We start from the raw sequence: 22584 nt of genomic DNA, 5'->3' as shown, positions 1-22584 counted from the left end.
CCCCCGGATCCGGACACCGGGCCCAGCCCCCGCCGGGTCCGGCTGGTCTTCTTCGCGCTCATGCTCGCCCTGCTCCTGGCCGCCCTGGAGCAGATGATCGTAGCCACCGCGCTCCCGAAGATCGTCGGCGAACTGCACGGCCTGGACCGGATGTCCTGGGCCATCACCGCCTACCTGCTCACGGCCGCCGTGGGACTGCCGATCTACGGCAAGCTCGGCGACCTCCTCGGCCGCAAGGGCGTCTTCCAGTTCGCGATCGTCGTGTTCGTCGCCGGCTCCGCGCTCGCGGGCCGGGCGCAGACCGTGGACCAGCTGATCGCCTTCCGCGCCCTGCAGGGCGTCGGCGCGGGCGGCCTCATGATCGGCGTCCAGGCGATCATCGCCGACATCGTGCCGCCTCGGCAGCGCGGCCGCTACATGGGCCTGATCGGCGCCGCCTTCGGTCTGGCATCCGTGGCCGGGCCGCTGCTCGGCGGCTACTTCACCGACCACCTCTCCTGGCGCTGGTGCTTCTACGTCAACGTCCCCTTCGGCCTGGTCACCTTCGCCGTCGTCGCCGTCGCGCTGAAGCTCCCCAGACCGGCCGTCAAGGCCCGGCTGGACGTTCTCGGCGCGCTGCTGCTGAGCGCCGCCTCCACCTGCCTCATCCTGCTGACCAGCTGGGGCGGCACCGAGTACGCCTGGGGCTCGCGCATGATCCTCGGCCTCGCGGCCGGAGCGGCGGCGGCGACCGTCCTCTTCCTCGTCACGGAGCACTTCGCCCCCGAACCCCTCATCCCGCTGCGGCTGTTCAGGGACTCCGTCTTCAACGTCACCGGCCTGGTCGGCCTGGTGACCGGGGTGGGCCTGTTCGGCGCCGCCAGCTATCTGCCGACGTACCTGCAGATGGTCGACGGGGCCTCCGCCACCGAGTCGGGCCTGCTCATGCTGCCGATGATGGCCGGCATCGTCGGCGCCTCGATCATCGTCGGCCGGCTCATCAGCCACACCGGCCGTTACAAGGCCTACCCGGTCCTCGGAGGCCTCCTCTCGGTCGTCGGCATGTGGCTGCTGTCGCGCCTGGAGGCCGGCACGCCCCGGCTGCACTACAGCATCTGGATGGCCGTCCTCGGCGCCGGTATCGGCATGGTGATGCCGGTGCTGATCCTCGCCGTGCAGAACTCCGTGCGCCCGGCCGACCTCTCCACCGCCACCGGCGCCAACAACTACTTCCGGCAGATCGGCGGCAGTGTCGGAGCCGCCGTCTTCGGCACCCTCTTCGCCGGCCGGCTCACCGACGCCCTCGCCGAGCGCCTGCCCGCCCGCGCGGGCACCGGGCTGCCCGACCCCCAGTCCATCACCCCGCAGCTCGTGCACGCACTGCCCCCGGCCCTGCGCGACGACTACATCCGGGCGTACGCCGACGCCATGCCGCGAATCTTCCTCTACCTGGTGCCGGTGCTCGTCCTCGGACTGGTCATCGCCCTCTTCCTCAAGGAGAAACCCCTGGTGTCCCAGAACGCCTCCGTCACCGACCCGGGCACGGCGCCGGGGAGGATCCCGCAGGCCCGGGCCTACGCCGCCGGCGGGCCCGTGTGCGGCTCGGTGCAGCACCACGACGGAACCGTCGTTCCCCGCGCGGCGCTCACGCTCATCGACGCCACCGGGCAGCAGACCGGACGGGGCGCCAGCGGCGAGGACGGGCGCTACGCGCTGGCCACGCCGGGCCCGGGCTCGTACGTGCTGATCGCCACGGCCGGCGGCCACCAGCCGCAGGCGGTCTCCGTGACGGTCGGCGAACGCCCCGTCGAACTCGACATCGTCCTCGGCGGCGCCGGAAACCTGATCGGCACGGTCGTCACCGCCGACGGCACGCCCGTACGGGACGCCACCGTCACGCTCACCAACGTGCACGGGGAGGTCGTGGCCACCACCCGCAGCGGCCGGGAGGGCGGTTACGTCATCACCGAGCTGGTCGCCGGCGAGTACACCCTCGCCGCCGGCGCGCCCGCCTTCCGCCCGGCCGCGGTCCCCGTCACCGTCCAGGCCGCCCGCGAGACCCGCCGGGACATCGAACTGGCCGGCGGCGCCGTGCTGCGCGGCACCGTCCGGGCGGGGGGCGGCCGGCCTGTCGAGGACGCGCGCGTGACGCTGCTCGACGTGGCGGGCAACGTCGTCGACACCCTCACCACCCGTGCCGACGGCACGTTCCGCTTCGTCGACCTGTCCTCCGGCGAGTACACCGTCATCGCCGCCGGCTACCCGCCCGTCGCCACCGTGCTCCAGGTCGCCGGAGGAGACCGCACCGAGCGGGATCTCCAGCTGAGTCACGAGGACTGAACGGGCACCGGCCGAGAAGCGGACGCACCGGCGCGCGGGTTCGTACGCCGGTGCGCACCCCGCGGGCAATTCCCGCATTGCCTCACATCGCCACCGGCGGGCGCCGTACGGTGGTGACGCCGGCACAGATCTTGCGTCCGTGGGGGAGAGAGGGCCTGGGCCATGGACCGTGGGACCGAAAGGGCTGAGCAGGGCACGGCGACGGAATCCGCCGAGCCCGGCCGCGTCCCCCTGGCCGTCGTCGTGGTCGACCGCGACGGCCTCGTGTCCCACTGGAGCCGCGGCGCACGACGCCTGTTCGGCACCTCCAAGGAAGAGGCGATCGGCCGCACCGCCCTCGACCTGCTCCCCGTCTCCGGCGCCCTGCGCGAAGAGCGGGCCACCTCGTACGCCGCCTGCGACGGTCTCGGCCCTGACCTCGGATCCTCCCTCGGCGGAGGGCTCTCGTACCCGGCGGCGGGCCGCGCCCGGCTCACCGCGCCCGGGGACGGCCGCGTCGGCGTCCTGTGGTGGGCCTACCCGCTGGTGGGTCCCGGGCCCGAGCGGCTGCTCGTGCTGGCCGCCGACGCGGACGGGCTGCGGGCTGGTGACGGGGTGTTCGAGCGGATCGCGCCCGGTTTCGCGCTGCACACCGACTTCCCCGGCTCGGAGGACCTCGCCCGCCGCCTCCCCGAGATCCTCCCCAGCATGAGCGTCGGCGAGAGCGCCCGGATCGTCGGGCAGATCCTCGAACTCGGTTACCCGATCCTGGAGTTCAGCCAGAACGAGCGGGTTCCCGTCACCCCCGACTGGGGCGTGGCCCGGCGCGCCGAGCGCAAGGCGCGCCGCGAACGGGCCGCGCGGGCGGTGGCTGCCGGTGAACCTGTGCCTCAGGAGCTGCGGGACGAGGGCGAGGACCTCGAATACGCCGCCGTCCGTGAGCGCCTGGAGTTCCTCAACGAGGTCAGCGGCCGCATCGGCACCTCCCTCGACCTGTCCCGCACGATCATCGAGGTCAGCAGGGCGGTCGTGCCCCGCTTCACCGACGTCGCCGGCACGTACCTGCGCGAACAGGTCGTCGCGGGCGAGGAGTTCGCGGACGGTGTGCCCGACACGACCACGATGTGGCACCGGGTCGCCCTCGAACACACCGATGAACCCGGCCGCTGGGACGACGTCGTCCCCGTCGGCGAGGCCATGCCGTTCCCGGCGCACACGCCGTTCTTCCGGTGCATGACCAGCGGCGAACCCGTCCTCGTGCCGCGCATCAGCGAGGAGATGGGGCACGCCATCGCCGCGCAGTTCGAGAAGCGCGACATCCGGCCCCTCATCACGGGCCGTTCCATGCTGGTCGTGCCCCTGAAGGCGCGCAACGTCGTGCTCGGCTTCATGATCCTGCTGCGCCACCCGGAGCGGCCCGTCTTCAACGACATGGACCGCGTCACCGGCGCCGAACTCGCCGCCCGCGCGGGCCTCGTGCTCGACAACGCGCGCATGTACACCTTCCAGGAGAACGTCGCCGAGACGCTCCAGGACAGCATGCTGCCGCACATCCCGCCCCGCATGGCGGGCTGCGACATCGCCACCCGCTATCTGCCCGGAACGCAGCTCGGCAGGGTCGGCGGCGACTGGTTCGACGCGGTGAAACTGCACGGCGGGCGCACGGCGTTCGTCGTCGGCGACGTCATGGGCCACGGACTGAACTCGGCCGCGATGATGGGCCAGTTGCGCACGGCCGTGCAGACCATGGCCGGGCTCGACCTGCCGCCCGCCCAGCTGCTGCGCAACCTCGACGACCTCGCCCAGCGCCTCGGCGACACCTACCTCGCGACCAGCCTCTACGCCGTCTACGACCCGATCGCGAGTGAGCTCCATCTCGCCAACGCCGGGCACATCCCGCCCGTCGTGGTCCGGGCGGGCGACGGCCGCAGCGAACTGCTGGACCTGCCCACGGGCGCGCCCATCGGCGTCGGGGGAGTGCCCTTCGAGGCGGTGCGCGTGCGCGTTGAGCCCGGCGACCGGCTGGTGATGTGCACCGACGGGCTGGTCGAGGTGCGCGGTGAGGACATCGGGGTGGGTCTCGCGGCCCTCTGCGAGTCGGCAGCGCACCCGGCCGCGTCCATGGACGACGCCTGCGACACCATCATCCGGGCGCTCGCTGTGACATTCGCCGAGGCGGGGCGGGGCGGCCGCAAGGACGACGTGGCGCTGCTGATGGCCCGGCTCAACGGCATCGAGCCGGACGACGTGGCCGAATGGCGCCTCGCCCTGGACCCGGCCGAAGTGGGCCGGGCCCGCGCGGCGGTGCGCGAGCAACTGCATGCGTGGGGCCTGGCGAGGCTCGTCGCGCCCGCCGAGCTGATGGCCGGTGAACTCGTCACCAACGCCGTACGGCATGCGCACGCCCGCCCCGTCGGACTGCGCCTGGTCCGCGGTGACACCCTGCTGTGCGAGGTGCACGACGACGACCACGAGCTGCCGACGCTGCTCAGCGCCGGCCCGCTCGACGAGGCCGGGCGCGGCCTGCGGGTCGTCAGCACCCTGGCCCGCGAGTGGGGGACCAGCCGGACCAAGGCCGGTAAGACGGTCTGGTTCGAGCTGACGCTGCCGCGCCGCTGAGACGTCGCGTAGCGGGACACGACGAGTCCCCAAAGATCATTTAACGGTCAACCACCTAATTCGAGCTGCTTTAGTGGCTGGTTTTCGCGCCCGGCGCGCAACCTGTGTATCGGCGGTTCCCAGGAGACTACGATTCGTCCGCCCAGGCGCACCAGCACCATGCCGTACACCTGAAGCACGACGAATCGGGGGAAATTCAATGGGAGCGGATCAGGGGAGAGACGGACCACGGTTCAGCGAACTGACCAGACGTGAACTGGAGGTGCTGTCCCTGCTTGCCACGGGCGACTCGAACCGGCGACTTGCTCATCGACTCGGCATCGCGGAGCGCACGGTGAAGGCCCACCTCACGAGCCTGATGCGCAAGCTCGGCGTCGCATCCCGTGTGGAAGCGGCCCTTCTAGCACAGAGATACCAGAAAGCGCTATCGGACCTCGGGGTAATACCCCAAGGTCCGATAGGCGAACGCGCCGTGAGTTGCAAAAGTGACGTATGACGGTCGGAGAGCCCGGCCGGGTACGACCTGGTCCGTTGTTCGGGAAGCGCCGATCAGCGGATCTTGAGGGGGTAATTCATGAAGCGTCTTCTGGCTTCTCTGGCCGTAGGAGCCGCGCTCGCCGGTGGCGTGACGGCCGCCACCGTGCTGCCCGCCCAGGCGGGCACCGTGTCCTGCAGCAACCAGGGGCACAACTCCGGCAACGGCGGCAACGCATGGGCCAGCGGCTGCTCGCACAGCGGCGCCCACGACGTCCGTCTCTACGGCGAGTGCGACCTGTCGCCCTTCGCCGTGTACTCGCCCTACAAGGGCGGGTCCTTCTCGGGAGCCAGGTTCACCACCTCCACCTGCACGTGGGGCGTGGGCGAGTCGGGCTTCCAGCACCGGTGACCGGTGTGAAACGGCGGTGAGGCACGACTGACGGCTGCCGGGCTGAGGAAAGCAGCCCGGCAGCCGTCAGCCAGTTTCGCAGCCATCGTCGAGTACGGATGAATGAGGTGCACAGGTGTTGGTGTTGGACGGCGTCACCCGGCGCTACCGCAGTGGCGAGGTCGAGGTTCAGGCGGTACGCGGGGTGAGTCTGACCGCCCGCGAAGGCACCCTCACCGCGGTCATGGGACCCAGCGGATGCGGCAAGTCGACCCTGCTGACCATGGCGGGCGGACTGCAGCCCCCGGACACGGGCACGGTCACCGTCGCCGGGGTGCGCATCGACACACTCGCGGAAGCGGACCTCTATCAGCACCGGCGTCGTCACATCGGCTATGTCTTCCAGGACTACAACCTGGTGCGCATCCTCAGCGTCGCGGAAAACGTGGCCCTGCCCGCCGAACTCGACGGGATGTCCCGCCGCAAGGCCCGCGCGCAGGCGCGAGAGGCGCTCGCCTCCGTCGGCATGGACGCGTACGCCGACCGCTACCCGGACTCGCTCTCCGGCGGGCAGCAGCAGCGCGTCGCCCTGGCCCGGGCGTTCTCGGGTGGCCGCGGACTGATCCTCGCGGACGAGCCGACCGGGGCGCTGGACAGCGAGAGTGCCGGACAGGTCCTCGACAGCCTCCAGGCGCTGGTGCGGTCCGGGGCCACCTGTGTGATCGTCACCCACGACGAGGCGGTCGCCGCCCGTGCCGACCGCGTGGTCCGGATGCGCGACGGCGTCGTCGGGGAAGTCACCGGAGCCGCCGCGTGAGCGCACGCAGAATCGCCCTCCGGGTCGCCCTGCGACGTGTGCGGCGCGACCGCAAGCGCACCCTCGCCCTCACCGCGGCGCTGCTCGTTCCGCTGACCCTGGCCGTCACCTTGGTCACTCTGCGGGCCACCAGCGAGATCCCCGAGGACGAACGGGTCGGCACACTCATCGGCCAGTCGCAGGGAGTACTGCGCAACCTCGACTTCGTAGCCGAACGGGGCGCCGAACGGGCCCTGGCCGAAGGACCGCAGGCGCTGGCGAGCGCCGTCGGCCAGGACATCGAGGTCGTCCCCGAGGTGGACGGCCCGCTCGCTGTTTCGTCGGACGGCCTCCAGGTCGACTCCTACGGCTACGGACTCCAGCTCGACCAGCCCCTCCACCGGGGCCGGTTCGTGCTGACCGACGGCAGGGCGCCGCGCGCACCGGGCGAGGTCGCCCTCTCGCCGAGCGTGGCGGAACGGCTCGGGGCCCGGCTGGGTGACCGGGTGGAACTCGGCGAGGGCGGTGCCACGGCCGAGGTCACCGGTATCGCCGCGATCCCCACCGACACCCTGCGGAAGTTCGTGGTGGCCCTCCCGGCCGTCGTCGCGGGCCAGGCACCGGCTCTCCCGAAACCCGGGCAGGACAGCTCCATGGCCGCCGCCCAGGACGGCACCGTCGTCGTGTGGCACACCCCGGACGCGCTCACGCCCCGGGCGCAGCGGGCCATGACGGAGCAGGGCTGGCGCCTCGAACCCCGGTCCACCGCCTTCGACGTCGCCCGCGACGCCCCCGACTCCCTGCTTCCCGAGGAGTCCGCTACCGCCTGGGTCATCGGACTGGCGGTCCTGGTACTCGGCGAACTCGGCCTGGTGATGGGGGCGGTCTACGCGATCGTCGTACGCAGCAGCCGACGTGAACTCGCCCTGCTGGCCGCGGCCGGCGCGGGACCGAGGACCAGGCGATCGGTCATCACCGGCCAGGGGGTCCTGGTCGGCCTCATCGCCACCGGACTCGCCCTCGGGGCCGGTGTGGCCGGTGCTTGGCTGCTGAAGCCCTGGGCGGCGGAGCGGAACGGGGAAATCTGGGGTGGGCTGCGGCTGGACGCCTGGTCGACGGCTGTCCTGGCATTGCTCGGCATCCTCACTCCGGCGATCGCGGCCCGCGTCGCGGCACGCGGCGTCGGCGGCGATGTGGTCGCCGCGCTGCGCGACCAGGCCGACTTCGACGACCGTGCGCCGCGTCGCGGGCAGGTGGCCCTCGGCGCCCTGCTGACCTGCGGTCTGCTGCTGGCCGTCGCCGGTGCGTCGCTCAAGGCTCCCTTCACCGTCATGATCGGGGCGCTGAGCCTGGTCATCGGAACGGGCCTCCTCGTGCGGCGGCTGCTGCCGTCGAGCGCCGGCCGGGCCGACGGTCTCCGGTTGATGCAGCGCATCGGGGCCCGCCTGCTGGCACGTTCCGCGTCCCGCTCCGCGACCATGGGAACGGTGGTGGCCAGTCTCACGGTGCTGACCGGGCTGGTCCTGGCGGCCATGGGAGGGCTCACCGCGGAGGTCGGCAAGTCGTACGAGCCCGCCTCCCCGCACGGTTCGGCCTTCACCTACGCCACGAAGGTGCCCGGGCCCGCCACCGTCGCCGCCATGGAGGAGGCTCTCGGGGGCGAGCGCCTGACGGCCATGGGAATCGCCAGCCCGCCGGCGCCGCGGGGCACGGCCCCGGACGGCACCGCGTGGTCCTACTGGGGTGAGTTCGAGGCCGCCTCACCGCTGCCCGACCGGCCCTCCGCCGTCATGGTGATCCGTGCGGCCGACCTGTCCACGGTGCTCGGCAGGAACCCCACCGCCCGGGAGCGCGGGATCCTGTCCGGCGGCGGAGCCGTCGTCCTGGACGAGCGGCTCGCGCCGGGCGGCCGGCTGACCGTGACGGCGCCGAAGTCCCCCGTTCTGGACACGGGCCGAACGGAGTTGTACACCGAGAGCCTCGACGCGGTCGTGGCCCAGCGGCGCTCGGAGTACCGCAGCCTGCCGGTCATCTACGTCAGTGCCGTCGGTCTCAGGGCTCTCGGCGGTGTCGAACAGCCCAACTCGGCCTACTACTACCTTCCCGCGCCGGACGACTCGATCTCCTCGGAGCAGGAGGACCGGGCACGTGGAGCGCTCGCCTCGGACATCGGCAGCGGCTACTTCACGCTGGAGGTGGAGCGGGGCCCGGTCGCCGCCGAGGTGCTGAGGGCCACGACGCTCGGCAGCGCGCTCGTGCTGATGCTCGTGGCGGCCACACTGGCCTTCCTCACGGTGGGCCTCGCCACTCAGGAGATGCGGCCGGACCTCTCCGCGCTGGCCGCCGCGGGCGCCGACCGGCGGTTCCGGTCCTGGCTCACCGGTGTGTACGCCGGTCAGGTGACGCTCCTCGGAGTGCTGATGGGAGTCGGGGTGACCGCCCTCGCCACCCCCGCTCTGCTGCTCTCCCTGGACGTGGGCTGGTCGCTGTGGCCGTGGCTCGGTCTCGCCGCCGCCTCGGCGGGAGCCGTGGCGGCAGCTGTGGCGGCTGGGTGCCTCGGTGGCTCCCGGGTTGCCACCCTGCTGAGGGCCGCACAGTGAGATCCTCGGCAGGGTCGCCGAACACCGCGGTGTCGAAGGCGGGGTGAAGGAACGCGCCCCGTTCTTGTGGCCGCGCCCCGGGCGCGATACACCGTACTCGCCCGTCGCACGGCGGCATTCGTACGTACCCCTGGGGAGTGGGCCATGAGCGTGACGAGTCGGTACCGGGAGGCCTGGGAGGGTTTCTGGCGTGAGGCGCCCGCCGAACCGGGGGCGGTGTTCTGGGACGCGGAACCGATCCTGACCGTGGGCCCGCACCTCGCCCTGTTCGAGCCGTATCTGACCGATCCCGCACTGCCGCTGGTGGACCTCGGCTGCGGCAACGGCACCCAGACCCGCTATCTCGCCGACCGCTTCCCGCACGTCCTGGGCGTCGACCTGTCCGCCGCGGCCCTCGACCACGCCCGGCGCTGTGACCCGGCGGGGCAGGCCGCCTACCGGCAGCTGGACGCCGCCGGGAAGGACGAGGCCGAGGCCCTGCACGCGGAGCTCGGCGACACCAACGTCTACATGCGGGGCGTCCTGCACCAGTGCGAGCCGGACGACCGGCAGTCCCTGGCCGACGGGATCGCCACGCTGGTCGGCGACCGTGGCCGCGCCTGCCTGGTGGAGCTCTCCGGAGCCGCCAAGCAGGTGCTGACGGGCCTGGCGGGCGGCCCGGACGGCCCGCCGCCCAAGCTCGCGCCGGTCTTCCGGCACGGCCTGACTCCCGGCGAGGTCTCGGACGAGGCGGTGCCGGAGTATCTGCGCTCGGCCGGTCTCACCGTGCTGGCGAGCGGTCAACTGCCGCTGAGGAGCACCGAGTACCGCCCGGACGGCACCCGCATCGAGCTGCCCTCCAACTGGCTGGTGGCGGGGCGTACGGCCTGAGGCGAGCGGTCGGCGGTCAGCGGTCCGCGCCGCCGCCCAGCCGGTCGGTCAGACAGGCCAGGTACAGCGCAACGGCCGTCCGGTGCTCCCGCGGCGAACGGCCGGTGAGCTGTTGCGGTGGATGTGCAGCGCCGCGGACGCCCGGACGAGGCTGAAGCCGCTCTCGCACCAGGCGGTGACCGTGTCTTGCGGCGCCGACCAGTCCGGCTGGTCCCTGAGCGGCGCGGCGGTCAGGTGGGTCATTGGTTCGACGACCCGGACGACCTGGTCGGCCTGATCCGGGACCCGTGGGTGGGCGGGCGGCCGTTCCTGCCCGACGGGCTTGCGGTGATCGACCGTGGCCCCGGGCACGACAACGCCTTCGCCGCCACGGGTCACGGCATGCTCGGGGGCACCCTGGGCCCGGTCACCGGTCACCGGTCACCGGCTCGCCGAGTGCGTCGTCACCGGCCGCAGGCCCGAGGCGCTCGTGCCGTTCGGCTTCGACCGGCTCCGGCGCTGAGCCGGACGCCGTCTGGTGGGTCGCGGATTTGTCGGTGTACGGTCACTCTGGCCCGTCCCTGCACCCACCTCGCCCCGCGGAGGACCGTCATGCCGATGCCCTGGTTACGGATGCTGGCCGCGTCAGCGGTGTCGGCGGCGCTGATCGGCACGAGCGCCGTCACGACCGCCGCCGCACCGGACCATCGCGGAGTACGGGACAGTGTGCACACCGCCGGGCGGGTCAAGGCCGTCGGGGACGCGTTCCAGTACAGCTGGCCCGGCGTCTACTTCGAGGGCCGGGTCCGGGGCACCGGCGTGGGCGTCGTGCTCGACGACCCGGCCGCCGACTACGACGTGCAGGTCGACGGAGCCACCGTCGCGACCCTCGTCACGCCGGGGAGGACCACCCACTGGGTCAGGGGCCTGCGCGAGGGCGTGCACACCGTCCGGCTCGTCAAGCGCAACGACACCCCCTGGAGCACCAGCTCCTTCGGCGGCTTCGTCGCCGCACCCGGCGGTGCCGTCCTGGCCCGGCCCGCCGCCCGCAGCCGCCAGATCGAGTTCATCGGCGACTCCCTCACGGCCGGCTACGGGAACCTCTCCGGCTCCCGCGACTGCGACGGCGAGCAGCTCAAGCGCACCACCAACGCCGACGTGAGCTACGGCGCCCTCACCGCCCGGGGGCTGCGCGCCGACTACCAGGTCAACGCGTATTCGGGCCAGGGCATGGTGCGTAACTACAACGGCGGCTCCCCGGAGGTGAACTACCGCACCTTCTACGACCGCGCGCTGCTGAACGTGCCGGGCGACGTCTGGCGCAACCCGGGCACCTGGCGGCCGCAACTCGTGGTGGTCAACCTCGGCACCAACGACTTCTCGACCCCCGTCAACCCGGGCGAGCCCTGGACGGACGAGAGCCTCGCCGCCGCCTACCGCAGCGCCTACAGCGGCTTCCTCGCCAAGCTGCGGGGGCGCTACGGGCCCGCGACCACCATCCTGGCCGCGGGCACGGGCCCGTTCGCCGGCCATGTCGAACACGTCGTCCGGGAACGCACCGGCGCGGGCGACCGCCGGGTCCGCTACTGGCCCCTCGACACCACCGGCCTGGACCTCAACGGCTGCCACTGGCACTACTCGGCCCGCGATCACCGGCTGCTGGCCGACCGCCTCACCGCGTTCCTCGCCGACCTGCCGATCCGTTGGTGACCACCTCGTAGCCGGTTCCGCCCCCAGCGCGTAACGTGACGAACCATGAAGATCTCCGCCCTGGACGGCTCGTCATGAGAATCCTCATCAGCGCCGACATGGAGGGCGCCACCGGCGTCACCTGGCCCGACGACGTGATGCCGGGCGCCTCACAGTGGGAGCGCTGCCGCTCGCTGTTCACCTCCGACGTCAACGCCGCCGTACGGGGCTTTTACGACGGCGGCGCCGACGAGGTGATCATCAACGAGGCGCACTCCACGATGCGCAACCTGCTGCTGGAGCAGCTCGACGACCGCGCCCAGATGCTCACCGGCCGGCACAAGGCGCTGTCCATGGTGGAGGGCGTGCAGCACGGCGACGTCGACGGCATCGCGTTCGTCGGCTACCACGCGGGCGCCGGCATGGAGGGCGTCCTCGCGCACACCTACCTGGCCAACTCCATCACGGGCGTGTGGCTGAACGACGTACGGGCGAGCGAGGGGCTGCTCAACGCCCATGTCGTCGCCGAGTACGGGGTGCCGGTCGTGCTGGTCACCGGGGACGACATCGCCTGCGAGGACGCGCTCGGGTACGCGCCCGAGGCGCTGAAGGTCGCGGTGAAGGACCATGTGTCGCGCTACGCGGCGGTGTGCCGAACACCCGCCCGCACCGCGGCCGACATCCGGGCGGCGGCCAAGGAGGCGGCCGCGCTGGCGGTGCGCCACGAGCCCGTGCCCGGCGGCCCCTTCACCGTGGCCGTGGAGTTCGACGCGGAGCACCTGGCGATGGCCGCCACCGTCGTGCCGGGTGTGGACCGGATCGCGGAGCGGAAGGTGGCCTGCACGAGCGAGACCATGTACGACGGCATCCGCGCCTTCAAGGCGGTCACCACGATCGTCTCGGCCGCGGTGGAGGAGCAGTATGGCTGAGCAGGTGGACGAACGCGCGCTGGACGAGGTCGTGACGTACACGTCCGACCTCATCCGGATCGACACCACCAACCGGGGCGGCGGCGACTGCCGGGAGCGGCCCGCCGCCGAGTACGCCGCCGCACGGCTCGCCGACGCCGGGATCGAACCGGTCCTGCTGGAACGCACCAAGGGGCGGGCCAACGTCGTCGCCCGGATCGAGGGCACCGACCCCTCGGCCGACGCCCTGCTGCTCCACGGCCATCTCGACGTCGTGCCCGCCGAGGCCGCCGACTGGCGCGTGCACCCGTTCTCCGGGGAGATCCGCGACGGGGTGGTGTGGGGTCGCGGCGCCGTCGACATGAAGAACATGGACGCGATGATCCTGGCCGTCGTGCGCGGCTGGGCCCGGCAGGGCGCGCGACCGCGCCGGGACATCGTCATCGCGTTCACCGCGGACGAGGAGGCCAGCGCCGAGGACGGGTCCGGGTTCCTCGCCGACGAGCACCCCGAACTGTTCGAGGGCTGCACCGAAGGCGTCAGCGAGTCGGGCGCCTTCACCTTCCACGACGGCAGCGGGCGGCAGATCTACCCGATCGCGGCCGGGGAACGCGGCACCGCCTGGCTGAAGCTCACCGCCCGCGGACGCGCCGGGCACGGCTCCAAGGTCAACCGGGACAACGCCGTGACCCGCCTCGCGGGCGCGATCGCGCGGATCGGCGCGCACCAGTGGCCGCTGCGGCTGACCCCGACCGTCCGCGCCGCCCTCACCGAACTCGCCGCGCTGTACGGCATCGAGACCGACCTCACCGACGTGGACGCGCTGCTGGAGAAGCTCGGCCCGGTCGCCGCCCTGGTCGAGCCGACCCTGCGCAACAGCGCCAACCCGACCATGCTGGACGCCGGTTACAAGATCAACGTCATTCCCGGGGAGGCCGTGGCGCACGTGGACGGCCGGTACATGCCCGGCGGCGAGGAGGAGTTCCGCGCCACCCTCGACCGGCTCACCGGGCCGGACGTGGACTGGGAGTTCCACCATCGTGAGGTCGCCCTGGAGTCGCCGGTGGCCTCGCCGACGTTCGCGGGCATGCGGGCCGCCGTCGAGGAGTTCGCGCCGGAGGGCCACGTCGTGCCGTTCTGCATGTCCGGCGGCACCGACGCCAAGCAGTTCTCCCGCCTCGGCATCACCGGCTACGGCTTCACCCCGCTGAAGCTGCCGGACGGCTACGACTACGCGGCCATGTTCCACGGGGTCGACGAGCGGGTACCGGTCGAGGCGCTGCACTTCGGTGTCCGCGTACTCGACCGGTTCCTGCGGACGGCCTAGGAAGAGTGGGGGAGACGGTGCGGACGCTGGCCTACGGGTCGTGGCCCTCGCCCATCGACGCGGCCCTGACCGCCGCGCACGACGGGCACCCGGAGTACGTGGGCTTCGTCGGGGACGAGGTGTGGTGGACCGAGCCGCGCCCCGCCGAAGGCGGCCGGCGCACCCTGGTACGCAGGCACGCCGACGGCCGGGAGGAGTCGCTGCTGCCCGCGCCCTGGAACGTGCGCAGCCGGGTCATCGAGTACGGCGGCCACCCGTGGGCCGCCCTCGCGGGTGAGGCCGGACCGCTGGTGGTGTTCGTGAACTTCGCCGACCAGCGGCTGTACCGCTGCGAGCCGGGCGGTGAACCCATTCCGCTCACCCCCGTGTCGACCGTGGGCGCGGGCCTGCGCTGGGCCGAGCCGCTGCCGCTGCCCGAACGGGGCGAAGTGTGGTGCGTGCTGGAGGAGTTCACGGGTGACGGACCCACCGACGTGCGCCGCGTCCTGGCCGCCGTGCCGCTGGACGGATCCGCGGCCGGGGACCGGGGCGCCGTACGCGAACTCACCGACGGCCGGCACCGGTTCGTCACCGGGCCGAAGCTCTCGCCCGACGGACGGCGGGCCGCCTGGCTCGCCTGGGACCATCCGCGCATGCCCTGGGACGGCACCGAGCTGCTCCTCGCCGAGGTCGCGCCCGACGGCACCCTGCGCGACGCCCAGGCCGTGGCCGGCGGCCCCGGCGAGTCCATCGCCCAGGCCGACTGGACCCACGACGGCCGTCTGCTGCACGCGAGCGACCGCACCGGCTGGTGGAACCTCTACCTCGACGGACGGCCCCTGTGCCCGCGCGAGGAGGAGTTCGGCGGCGCGCTGTGGAAGCTGGGCTCGAGATGGTTCACCCCGCTGGAGAGCGGTCTGATCGCCGTCGTGCACGGCCGGGGAGCCACCGCCCTCGGCATCCTGGACCCCGAGACCGGCGAGGTCGTCGACGCGGCCGGCCCCTGGACCGAGTTCACCCCCACCGTCGCCGCCCATGGCGAGCGCATCGTCGCCGTCGGGGCCAGCCCGCGCAGCGCCTACGAGGTCGTGGAGCTGGACGCCCGCACCGGCCGGGCCCGGGTCGTGGGCGCCGAGCACGACGACGCCGTCGATCCCGCGTACTACCCCGAACCGCAGATCCGCACCTTCACCGGCCCCGACGGGCGCGACATCCACGCCCACATCTACCCGCCGCACCACCCCGGCTGCGTCGCGCCCGGCGACGAACTGCCGCCCTATGTCGTCTGGGCGCACGGCGGGCCCACCGGCCGGGCCCCGCTCGTGCTCGACCTGGAGATCGCCTACTTCACCTCGCGCGGCATCGGCGTCGCAGAGGTCAACTACGGCGGCTCCACGGGCTACGGCCGCCCGTACCGCGAGCGGCTGCGCGAGCAGTGGGGCGTTGTGGACGTCGAGGACTGCGCCGCCGTCGCCCTGGCCCTCGCCGCCGAGGGCACGGCCGACCGCGGACGGCTCGCCGTCCGGGGCGGCAGCGCGGGCGGCTGGACCGCCGCCGCCTCCCTCACCACCACCGACGTCTACGCCTGCGGCACCATCAAGTACCCGATCCTGGACCTGGCCGGATGGAGCACGGGAGAGACCCACGACTTCGAGTCGCGGTACCTCGAGGGGCTGATCGGGCCGCTCGCCGAGGTGCCCGCCCGGTACGCGGAACGCTCGCCCGCCGCCCACACCGACCGCCTGACCGTGCCGTTCCTGCTGCTCCAGGGCCTGGACGACGTGATCTGCCGGCCCGCCCAGTGCGAGCGGTTCCTGGCCCGCCTGGAGGGCCGGAGGGTGCCGCACGCATATCTCGCCTTCGAGGGGGAGGGGCACGGCTTCCGGAAGGCCGAGACCCTGGTGCGCGCCCTGGAGGCCGAACTCGCCCTCTACGCCCAGGTGTTCCGCCTGGACGTGCCCGGAATCCCCACCCTGGAGCTCGCCGAGTGAACCCCCTGGTACGACCGCCCCGGCTCGCCCCCGGAGCCCGCGTCGCCGTCGTCGCGCCCAGCGGGCCCGTCCCCGAGGAACGCCTCCAGGCCGGCCTCGACATCCTGCGCGGCTGGGACCTCGATCCCGTGGTCACACCCCATGTGCTCGGACACCACGGGACGTTGGACTACCTGGCCGGGGCGGACGAAGAGCGGGCCGCGGACCTGCAGAGCGCCTGGTGCGACCCCTCCGTCGCGGCCGTGCTGTGCGCCCGTGGCGGATACGGGGCACAGCGCATGGTCGACCTGCTCGACTGGGCGGCGATGCGGGCGGCGGGCCCGAAGGTGTTCACCGGGTTCAGCGACGTCACCGTCCTGCACCAGGCCTTCGCCACCCGCCTGGGCCTGGTAACCTTGTACGGGCCCGCCGCCGCCGGCGTCGACTTCCTCAAGAACGTCCGGGCCCAGGAACATCTGCGGGCCACCCTCTTCGAGCCGGAGTCGGTACGGACCTTGACCGCCGTGCCCCCGGGCGGCGCCGCACTGGTCCCGGGCCGCGCCCGGGGCGTCACCCTGGGCGGGTGCCTGAGCCTGCTCGCGAGCGACCTCGGCACCCCGCACGCCCACCCCGGGGCGCGGGGCGGGCTGCTGCTCGTGGAGGACGTCGGCGAGAGCCCGTACCGCCTGGACCGGTACCTGACCCAGCTCCTGCGCACCGGCTGGCTCGACGGGGCCGCCGGGATCCTGCTGGGTTCCTGGGTGGCGTGCGGTCCTCGCGAGGGGCTGCGCGCGGTCTTCGCCGACCGGCTCGGCGGCCTGGGTGTCCCGGTCGTGGAGGATTTCGGGTTCGGGCACGGTGCGGGCGCGCTGACCATGCCCCTGGGGATCCGGGGCGAACTGGACGCCGGAGCAGGCACGTTGACGCTGGACGAACCGGCCCTGAGCTGAGCGGCCCGGCTGCTGAAATCCGGTCAGGAAACCCTCGATCGTCACGCGGGACGCCCCCGGAGACCCAGGTGATCATCGGAATGGGCGCGTCGAGGCGGTGGTCCACGGCAGCCGTCGCGAGCTGCACGGCACTGCCGTCGGATCCGCCGATCATGCCCACCCGGCTTCGGCAACCGGGGTATCAAGCCCGTGACCGTGATCAGCCGGCCGTGCGACACCGGGGTACTCCGGCCGCCGGTCACCGGCTCCTGACGCCCCGACTGGGGAGGCACAGCCGACGCGACTACTGTGGCGGGGTGCCGCACCACGCATCCCGCCACCTCGCCGAAGGCCCCCGGGTGGGCATACGCCCCTTCACCTACGAGGACGGCGCCGAGTTCGCCGCCCGCGCCCGGGAGAGCAAGGACCTGCACCACCCGTGGCTGTTCCCGCCCACGACGGCGCAGGCGTACACCGCCTACGCGGGCCGCCTGATCGAGGACCCGTCCAAGGCCGGGTTCCTGGTCTGCGAGAAGAGCGACGGGGCCATCGGCGGGTTCATCAACATCAACAACATCGTCGAGGGCGGCTTCCGGTCCGGGGCGCTGGGCTACGGCGCCTTCGCGCACGCCGCCGGCCGCGGGCTGATGCGTGAAGGGCTGGACCTCGTCGTGCGGTACGCGTTCGGCCCGCTGCGGCTGCACCGGCTGGAGATCAACGTCCAGCCGCGGAACGCCGCGTCGATCGCCCTGGCCCGCGGCTGCGGGTTCCGCCTGGAGGGCTTCTCGCCGAAGATGCTCTTCGTCGACGGGGCCTGGCGCGACCACGAACGCTGGGCGATCACCACCGAGATGATCACCCGGTCGGGGCCGCGCTGAGCCCCCTGCGGCGTTTACGCCTGGCGGTCCACGTACTCGTAGACCGACCCGTCCGGATGCAGGGCGATCAGGTTGCGGCCCGCCGGTGAGGCGATCGGGCCCGCGACGATGTGGGCGCCCAGTTCGGTCAGCACCTTGTGGGTCTCCTCGACGTCCGTCACGGCGATCGTCGCCGCGACCTTGCGCAGCACCTCCAGTTCGGCCGGGGGAGCGCTCATCAGCAGGAAGCAGCCGATCGCCGCCACCTGGACACCTCCCCGCTCGAAGCGCTGGGCTCTGCCGCCCGCCAGCCGCTCGTAGAAGGGGATCGCGGTCTCGAGGTCGTCGACGCAGACGCGCAGTGTGGCACCCAGAATCTCCATGCGACCGAGCCTAGTTACGCGCAGGGGGCCGAGGGTACCCGGCCGGGCATGAAGCCGTTGGATCACCTGGAGCATCTGGACAAGCACCTGGTCGACGAGCTGGCACAGGTGGCGCGCGAGACCGTACGGGACGAACTGCGCGAGCAGACGCGCAAGCAGCGCCGCAAGGCCGCCCTGTACGCCGCCTCCGGCGCGCTCGCCCTGTACGCGGGCGCGGCCCTCGCGCTCGCCGTGGGGCTGGCCCTCGCCCTCGGCCTGCCCGACTGGGCCGCCGCGCTGATCACCGCCGTGATCCTGGGCGCCCTGGCCTACGTGCTGCGCGGCATGGCGCGGCCGTCCCGGCCGGGCCCGGACCACGCGGCCGATCCGGCGCCGGGCCTGGACAGCACCCGGCGGAACGCGGCCGGGGCGGTCGGCGGCATGCCGTATCCGCCCGCGCCGCCGGCCCCGCCTGCCGAAGCGGCCACCCCGGGCCCCGTGCCCCCGCGGCCGTCGCAGAACCCGGACGTACCTCACCGCGGGGCGTGACGCCGGGTGCGCGAGACAGGAACAACGCACCAGCGCGGCCGCGTGGTCGTGGTGACCGGAGCCGGCGGCGGTGTCGGACGGGCCACGGTCCGGGCCTTCGCCGCCCGGGGCGACAAGGTCGCCCTGCTCGCCCGCGGGCAAGAGGGACTCGCCGCCGCGGCGGACGACGTGGAGCGCGCCGGGGGCGAGGCGCTCGTCGTCGGCGTGGACGTCTCCGACGCCAAGGCCGTCGACGACGCGGCCCGACAGGTCGTCGACGCGTACGGCCACATCGACGTCTGGGTCAACAACGCCTTCACCGGGGTGTTCGCGCCGTTCACGGACGTCACCCCGGACGAGTTCCGTCGTGTGACCGAAGTGACGTACCTGGGCTATGTGTTCGGCACCCGGGCCGCCCTGCGCCACATGCTGCCGCGCGACCGCGGCACCATCGTGCAGGTCGGCTCCGCGCTCGCCTACCGGGGCATCCCGCTGCAGTCGGCGTACTGCGGGGCCAAGCACGCGATCCAGGGCTTCAACGAATCGCTGCGCTGCGAGCTGCTGCACGCGCGCAGCGGGGTGCGGACGACGATGGTGCAGCTGCCGGGCCTCAACACCCCGCAGTTCGACTGGGTGCTGAACCGGATGCCGGGGCGGGCCCGGCCCGTCGCGCCCGTCTACCAGCCGGAGGTCGCGGCCCGGGCGATCGTGCACGCGTCGTCGCACGCGCGGCGCCGGGAGTACTGGGTGGGCGGCTCCACGGCCGCCACGCTCCTCGCCAACGCGGTCGTCCCCGGGCTGCTGGAACGCTACCTGGCCCGCACGAACGTCGACGCGCAGCAGGAGGAGGGCCGGCCCGAGGGCCCGGCCAACCTGTGGTCCCCGGCGGACGGCCCGCAGGGACGGGACCACGGCGCGCACGGACGCTTCGACGACGAAGCGACGGGCGACAGCCCGCAGCAGTGGCTGGCGCGGAACCGGGGTTGGATGGGCGCGGCCCTCACCGCGGGGGCAGCCGCCCTGGCGGCCCGCCGACTGACCGCGCCCGCCCGCCGCTAGGCGCCTTGCGCGGTGGCTTCGGTGGTGCTTGCTTACGCGGTGCCTTCGGCGCCGTCGAGGAAGCGCAGCAGCACGGCCGCCTCCGCACGCAGCCGTCCGGCACGGTCCGCGTGTGCGGGGGCGGTCAAGTAAGCCGCCGCCTCCAGTCGTTCGGCGGCCTCGGCGCGCACGATCTCCACCACCTCGCGCTCACCGAGCTCGCGCCGGGCCGCCTCCGTGGCGCCTGCGCCGACCGGTGAGGCTTCCAGCGCGGCGGCGTGGGGCACCGTCTCGTCCACCGGCACCGCCTCGGCGTTGTCCAGTGCGGACAGGGTGCCGCGCAAGGCGCTCACCGCGGCCTTGTCCCGGGCCCGGATCGCTTCCGGCAGGGCGGCACGCATACGTAGACGAAGAGACATGCGGGCGACTCTAGGCGGCCCGCTGTCCCTCCAGCTCCTGATTTTCGCTTCGGTCAGGCGGGCCGGTCCGTCTGACCGGTCAGACGGACTGCTGGAGCTGCGGCAGCACCTTTGTGCGGTAGAAGTCGAAGAAGCCGCGCTGGTCCGGGCCGATCTGGTTCACATAGACCCGGTCGAAGCCCGCGTCGGCGAATTGCTTCAGCTCCGCCACGTGCTCGTCCACGTCGTCGCCGCACACCCGGTTCTCGCGCACCATGTCCTCGGTGACCAGCTGCTGCGCCTGCTCGAAGTGCCTGGGCGAGGGCAGGACCTGGCCCAGCTCGCCCGGCAGCTGCTCGTTCGCCCAGAGCCGGTGAACGGTCCGTACGGCCTCGTCCTTGTCGGTGTCGTAGCAGACCTTGGTGCCGCCGCTGACGAGCTTTCCACCGCCCCCGCCCTTGCGGTACTGCTCCACCATCGCCTCGTCCGGCATGACCGTGATGTAGCCGTCGCCGACGCGGGACGCCAGCTGGGTCGCGGCGGGTCCGAAGCCGGAGATGTCGATCGGGATCGGCTCGTCCGGGACGGTGTACAGGCGGGCGTTCTCGACCGTGTAGTGCGGGCCGTGGTGGTTGACCTCCTCGCCGGTGAACAGGCGGCGCATCACCTGTATGGCCTCCTCCAGCATCTCCAGACGCACGTGCGCCGGCGGCCAGTGGTCGCCCAGGATGTGTTCGTTGAGCGCCTCGCCCGAGCCGACGCCGAGCCGGAAGCGGTTGTTCGTCATCACCGCGCTGGTCGCCGCGGCCTGCGCCACCACCGCCGGGTGCATGCGCACGGTCGGGCAGGTCACCGCCGTCTCGACCGGCAGGGACACCGCCTCCGACAGCGCGCCGATGACCGACCACACGAACGGGCTCTGGCCCTGCTCGTCGTTCCAGGGGTGGTAGTGGTCCGAGATCCACAGCGCCTGGAATCCGGCCTGCTCGGCCATCCGCGCCTGCTCGATCAGCTCGGCTGGTCCGTACTGCTCGCACGAGAGGAAATATCCGTACTCGGGCATGGGGGCGTGCCTCCGCGACGTCGGCGGTTCGTGTCCCGCACCGGGTTACCCGGGCGCGGGGCCGGAAACCGGCGGCGTAGGGGCCTGTGCACCCCGGCCGACGTTTGGGTCCCCAGGCCGGGGGGACGCGGAAGGCTCCCGAGCTACGCGACAGCGCCGGAGGCGAGCGACGTGAGTCGACCCCGCATCCTGATCGTCGGTGCCGGCTTCGCCGGGTACCGCACGGCCCGCACCCTGTCCCGGATCACCCGGGGCCGGGCCCACATCATCCTGTTGAACCCGACCGACTATTTCCTGTACCTGCCACTGCTGCCCCAGGTCGCCGCCGGCATCCTGGAGCCGCGCCGGGTCACGGTCTCCCTCTCGGATTCGCTGCCGGACGTCCGGCTGGTGCTGGGGGAGGCCGACCGGATCGACCTCGACGACGGCACCCTGCACTACACCGGTCCCGAGGGCGAGGAGGGCTCGCTCTCCTACGACCGGCTGGTGCTGGCCGCGGGCAGCGTCAACAAGCTGTTGCCCATTCCCGGGGTCGCCGAGCACGCGCACGGCTTCCGGGGGCTTCCCGAGGCGCTGTACCTGCGCGATCACGTGACCCGGCAGGTGGAGCTCGCGGCTTCCTCCGAGGACCCGAAGGCGTGCGCCGCGCGGTGCACCTTCGTGGTGGTCGGTGCCGGGTACACGGGCACGGAGGTCGCCGCGCACGGGCAGATGTTCACCGACGCGCAGGTCCGCAAGCACCCGCTGCGGCGGGGCATGCGGCCGCGCTGGATGCTGCTGGACGTGGCGCCGCGCGTGCTGCCCGAGATGGACGAGAAGCTGTCCGCCACCGCCGACCGGGTGCTGCGGCAGCGGGGCGTCGACGTGCGGATGGGGACCTCCGTGAAGGAGGCCACGCACGAGGGGGTCGTGCTGACCGACGGCGAGTTCGTCGAGACCCGCACGCTGGTGTGGTGCGTGGGCGTACGTCCCGACCCGCTGGTCGAGTCTCTCGGGCTGCCGATGGAGAAGGGGCGGCTGCTCGTCGACCCGCACCTGCGGGTGCCGGGCAGGCCGGAGCTGTTCGCGTGCGGTGACGTGGCCGCCGTACCTGATCTGGAGAACCCCGGGAGCTATACGCCGATGACCGCGCAGCACGCCTGGCGGCACGGCAAGGTCGCGGCGGAGAACGTCGCCGCGTCGCTCGGTCTCGGCGGGGCGCACAAGCCCTACCGTCATCGTGACCTGGGTTTCGTCGTCGATCTGGGCGGGGCGAAGGCCGCCGCCAATCCGCTCGGTGTGACCTTGTCCGGCGTCCCGGCGGGCGCGGTGACGCGGGGCTACCACCTCGCCGCGATGCCCGGCAACCGGGTCCGGGTCGCGGCCGACTGGCTGCTGGATGCCGTACTGCCGCGCCAGGCCGTGCAGCTGGGGCTCGTACGGTCCTGGTCAGTGCCGCTCGACACCTCGTCGCCCGAGGTGGCCCGCGTTGCGGGCGGGCCCGGGCGGCGGCAGGGGGCGGATGCCCGG

20 protein-coding genes are annotated in these 22584 nt (G+C 72.9%); 16 read left to right on the top strand and 4 right to left on the bottom strand.

All coding sequences use genetic code 11. The features are described 5' to 3' along the window. The 7 genes from C1J00_RS15870 to C1J00_RS15840 all read left to right on the top strand — a co-directional run. Positions 1-2319, top strand: a 2319-nt coding sequence (locus tag C1J00_RS15870) for an MFS transporter (RefSeq protein ID WP_342751715.1), incomplete at its 5' end; no start/stop codon positions are given. A gap of 162 nt (positions 2320-2481) precedes the next feature. After that, positions 2482-4917 carry a SpoIIE family protein phosphatase gene (locus C1J00_RS15865; protein ID WP_102909723.1) on the top strand — a complete coding sequence of 812 codons (2436 nt, stop codon included), beginning with the start codon at positions 2482-2484 and terminating at the stop codon, positions 4915-4917. Between the two features lie 199 nt (positions 4918-5116). After that, positions 5117-5413, top strand: coding sequence for a helix-turn-helix domain-containing protein (locus tag C1J00_RS15860; RefSeq protein ID WP_102909722.1), 297 nt, complete (start codon positions 5117-5119; stop codon positions 5411-5413). A 78-nt stretch (positions 5414-5491) separates the two neighbouring features. Continuing rightward, positions 5492-5803 (top strand): hypothetical protein, encoded by a 312-nt coding sequence (locus C1J00_RS15855; protein WP_146046194.1) that lies wholly within the window; start codon positions 5492-5494, stop codon positions 5801-5803. A 115-nt stretch (positions 5804-5918) separates the two neighbouring features. Then, complete coding sequence (locus tag C1J00_RS15850) at positions 5919-6599, top strand: ABC transporter ATP-binding protein (RefSeq protein ID WP_102909720.1); 681 nt, start codon at positions 5919-5921, stop codon at positions 6597-6599. Next, entirely contained in the window at positions 6596-9178 is a 2583-nt protein-coding gene (locus C1J00_RS15845; RefSeq protein ID WP_102909719.1) for an FtsX-like permease family protein, read from the top strand. Before C1J00_RS15850 ends, C1J00_RS15845 begins: the two co-directional genes overlap by 4 nt. Before the next feature lie 144 nt (positions 9179-9322). Then, entirely contained in the window at positions 9323-10048 is a 726-nt protein-coding gene (locus C1J00_RS15840) for a class I SAM-dependent methyltransferase (protein ID WP_102909718.1), read from the top strand. Between the two features lie 48 nt (positions 10049-10096). Here the strand turns inward: C1J00_RS15840 and C1J00_RS46775 are convergent, their stop codons facing one another. Next, positions 10097-10399 carry a helix-turn-helix domain-containing protein gene (locus tag C1J00_RS46775; RefSeq protein WP_245936360.1) on the bottom strand — a complete coding sequence of 101 codons (303 nt, stop codon included), beginning with the start codon at positions 10397-10399 and terminating at the stop codon, positions 10097-10099. Positions 10400-10645: 246 nt separating this feature from the next. Here C1J00_RS46775 and C1J00_RS15825 point away from each other — a divergent pair, with 246 nt between their 5' ends. The 6 genes from C1J00_RS15825 (at position 10646) to C1J00_RS15800 (ending at position 17707) form a co-directional block, all read left to right on the top strand. Continuing rightward, positions 10646-11737 carry an SGNH/GDSL hydrolase family protein gene (locus tag C1J00_RS15825; RefSeq protein WP_245936359.1) on the top strand — a complete coding sequence of 364 codons (1092 nt, stop codon included), beginning with the start codon at positions 10646-10648 and terminating at the stop codon, positions 11735-11737. 74 nt (positions 11738-11811) lie between these two features. Further along, on the top strand, positions 11812-12645 hold the full coding sequence (locus tag C1J00_RS15820) for a M55 family metallopeptidase (protein WP_102909716.1): 834 nt from the start codon (positions 11812-11814) through the stop codon (positions 12643-12645). Then, complete coding sequence (locus C1J00_RS15815) at positions 12638-13951, top strand: M20/M25/M40 family metallo-hydrolase (RefSeq protein ID WP_102909715.1); 1314 nt, start codon at positions 12638-12640, stop codon at positions 13949-13951. Before C1J00_RS15820 ends, C1J00_RS15815 begins: the two co-directional genes overlap by 8 nt. 5 nt (positions 13952-13956) lie before the next feature. Next, positions 13957-15921, top strand: a complete 1965-nt coding sequence (locus C1J00_RS15810) for a prolyl oligopeptidase family serine peptidase (protein ID WP_102909714.1) — start codon at positions 13957-13959, stop codon at positions 15919-15921. Continuing rightward, a complete protein-coding gene (locus C1J00_RS15805) occupies positions 15918-16850 on the top strand; it encodes a S66 peptidase family protein (RefSeq protein WP_102909713.1) in 933 nt (310 codons plus the stop codon). Before C1J00_RS15810 ends, C1J00_RS15805 begins: the two co-directional genes overlap by 4 nt. 296 nt (positions 16851-17146) lie before the next feature. After that, a complete protein-coding gene (locus C1J00_RS15800; protein ID WP_102909712.1) occupies positions 17147-17707 on the top strand; it encodes a GNAT family N-acetyltransferase in 561 nt (186 codons plus the stop codon). Positions 17708-17721: 14 nt separating this feature from the next. Here C1J00_RS15800 and C1J00_RS15795 read toward each other — a convergent pair whose 3' ends face one another. Further along, positions 17722-18069 carry a VOC family protein gene (locus tag C1J00_RS15795; RefSeq protein ID WP_102909711.1) on the bottom strand — a complete coding sequence of 116 codons (348 nt, stop codon included), beginning with the start codon at positions 18067-18069 and terminating at the stop codon, positions 17722-17724. Positions 18070-18117: 48 nt separating this feature from the next. On the opposite strand from C1J00_RS15795, the gene C1J00_RS15790 reads away from it, so the two are divergent. Both C1J00_RS15790 and C1J00_RS15785 read left to right on the top strand, forming a co-directional pair. After that, a complete protein-coding gene (locus tag C1J00_RS15790; protein ID WP_102909710.1) occupies positions 18118-18597 on the top strand; it encodes a phage holin family protein in 480 nt (159 codons plus the stop codon). A gap of 42 nt (positions 18598-18639) precedes the next feature. Further along, entirely contained in the window at positions 18640-19635 is a 996-nt protein-coding gene (locus tag C1J00_RS15785) for an SDR family oxidoreductase (RefSeq protein ID WP_281262759.1), read from the top strand. Between the two features lie 32 nt (positions 19636-19667). Here C1J00_RS15785 and C1J00_RS15780 read toward each other — a convergent pair whose 3' ends face one another. Together C1J00_RS15780 and C1J00_RS15775 are read right to left on the bottom strand one after the other, a co-directional pair. After that, positions 19668-19991, bottom strand: a complete 324-nt coding sequence (locus C1J00_RS15780; RefSeq protein WP_102909724.1) for a hypothetical protein — start codon at positions 19989-19991, stop codon at positions 19668-19670. 121 nt (positions 19992-20112) lie between these two features. Beyond that, a complete protein-coding gene (locus C1J00_RS15775; protein WP_102909708.1) occupies positions 20113-21075 on the bottom strand; it encodes an LLM class F420-dependent oxidoreductase in 963 nt (320 codons plus the stop codon). Between the two features lie 171 nt (positions 21076-21246). Here C1J00_RS15775 and C1J00_RS15770 point away from each other — a divergent pair. Next, positions 21247-22584 (top strand): NAD(P)/FAD-dependent oxidoreductase (locus C1J00_RS15770; RefSeq protein ID WP_102909707.1); only part of this gene is annotated, 1338 nt, incomplete at its 3' end.

The organism is Streptomyces cahuitamycinicus, from assembly GCF_002891435.1.
GTDB classification, from domain to species: domain Bacteria; phylum Actinomycetota; class Actinomycetes; order Streptomycetales; family Streptomycetaceae; genus Streptomyces; species Streptomyces cahuitamycinicus.
Note: the sequence above shows the minus strand (reverse complement) of the source record. Positions and strands in the feature narration are given on the sequence as shown.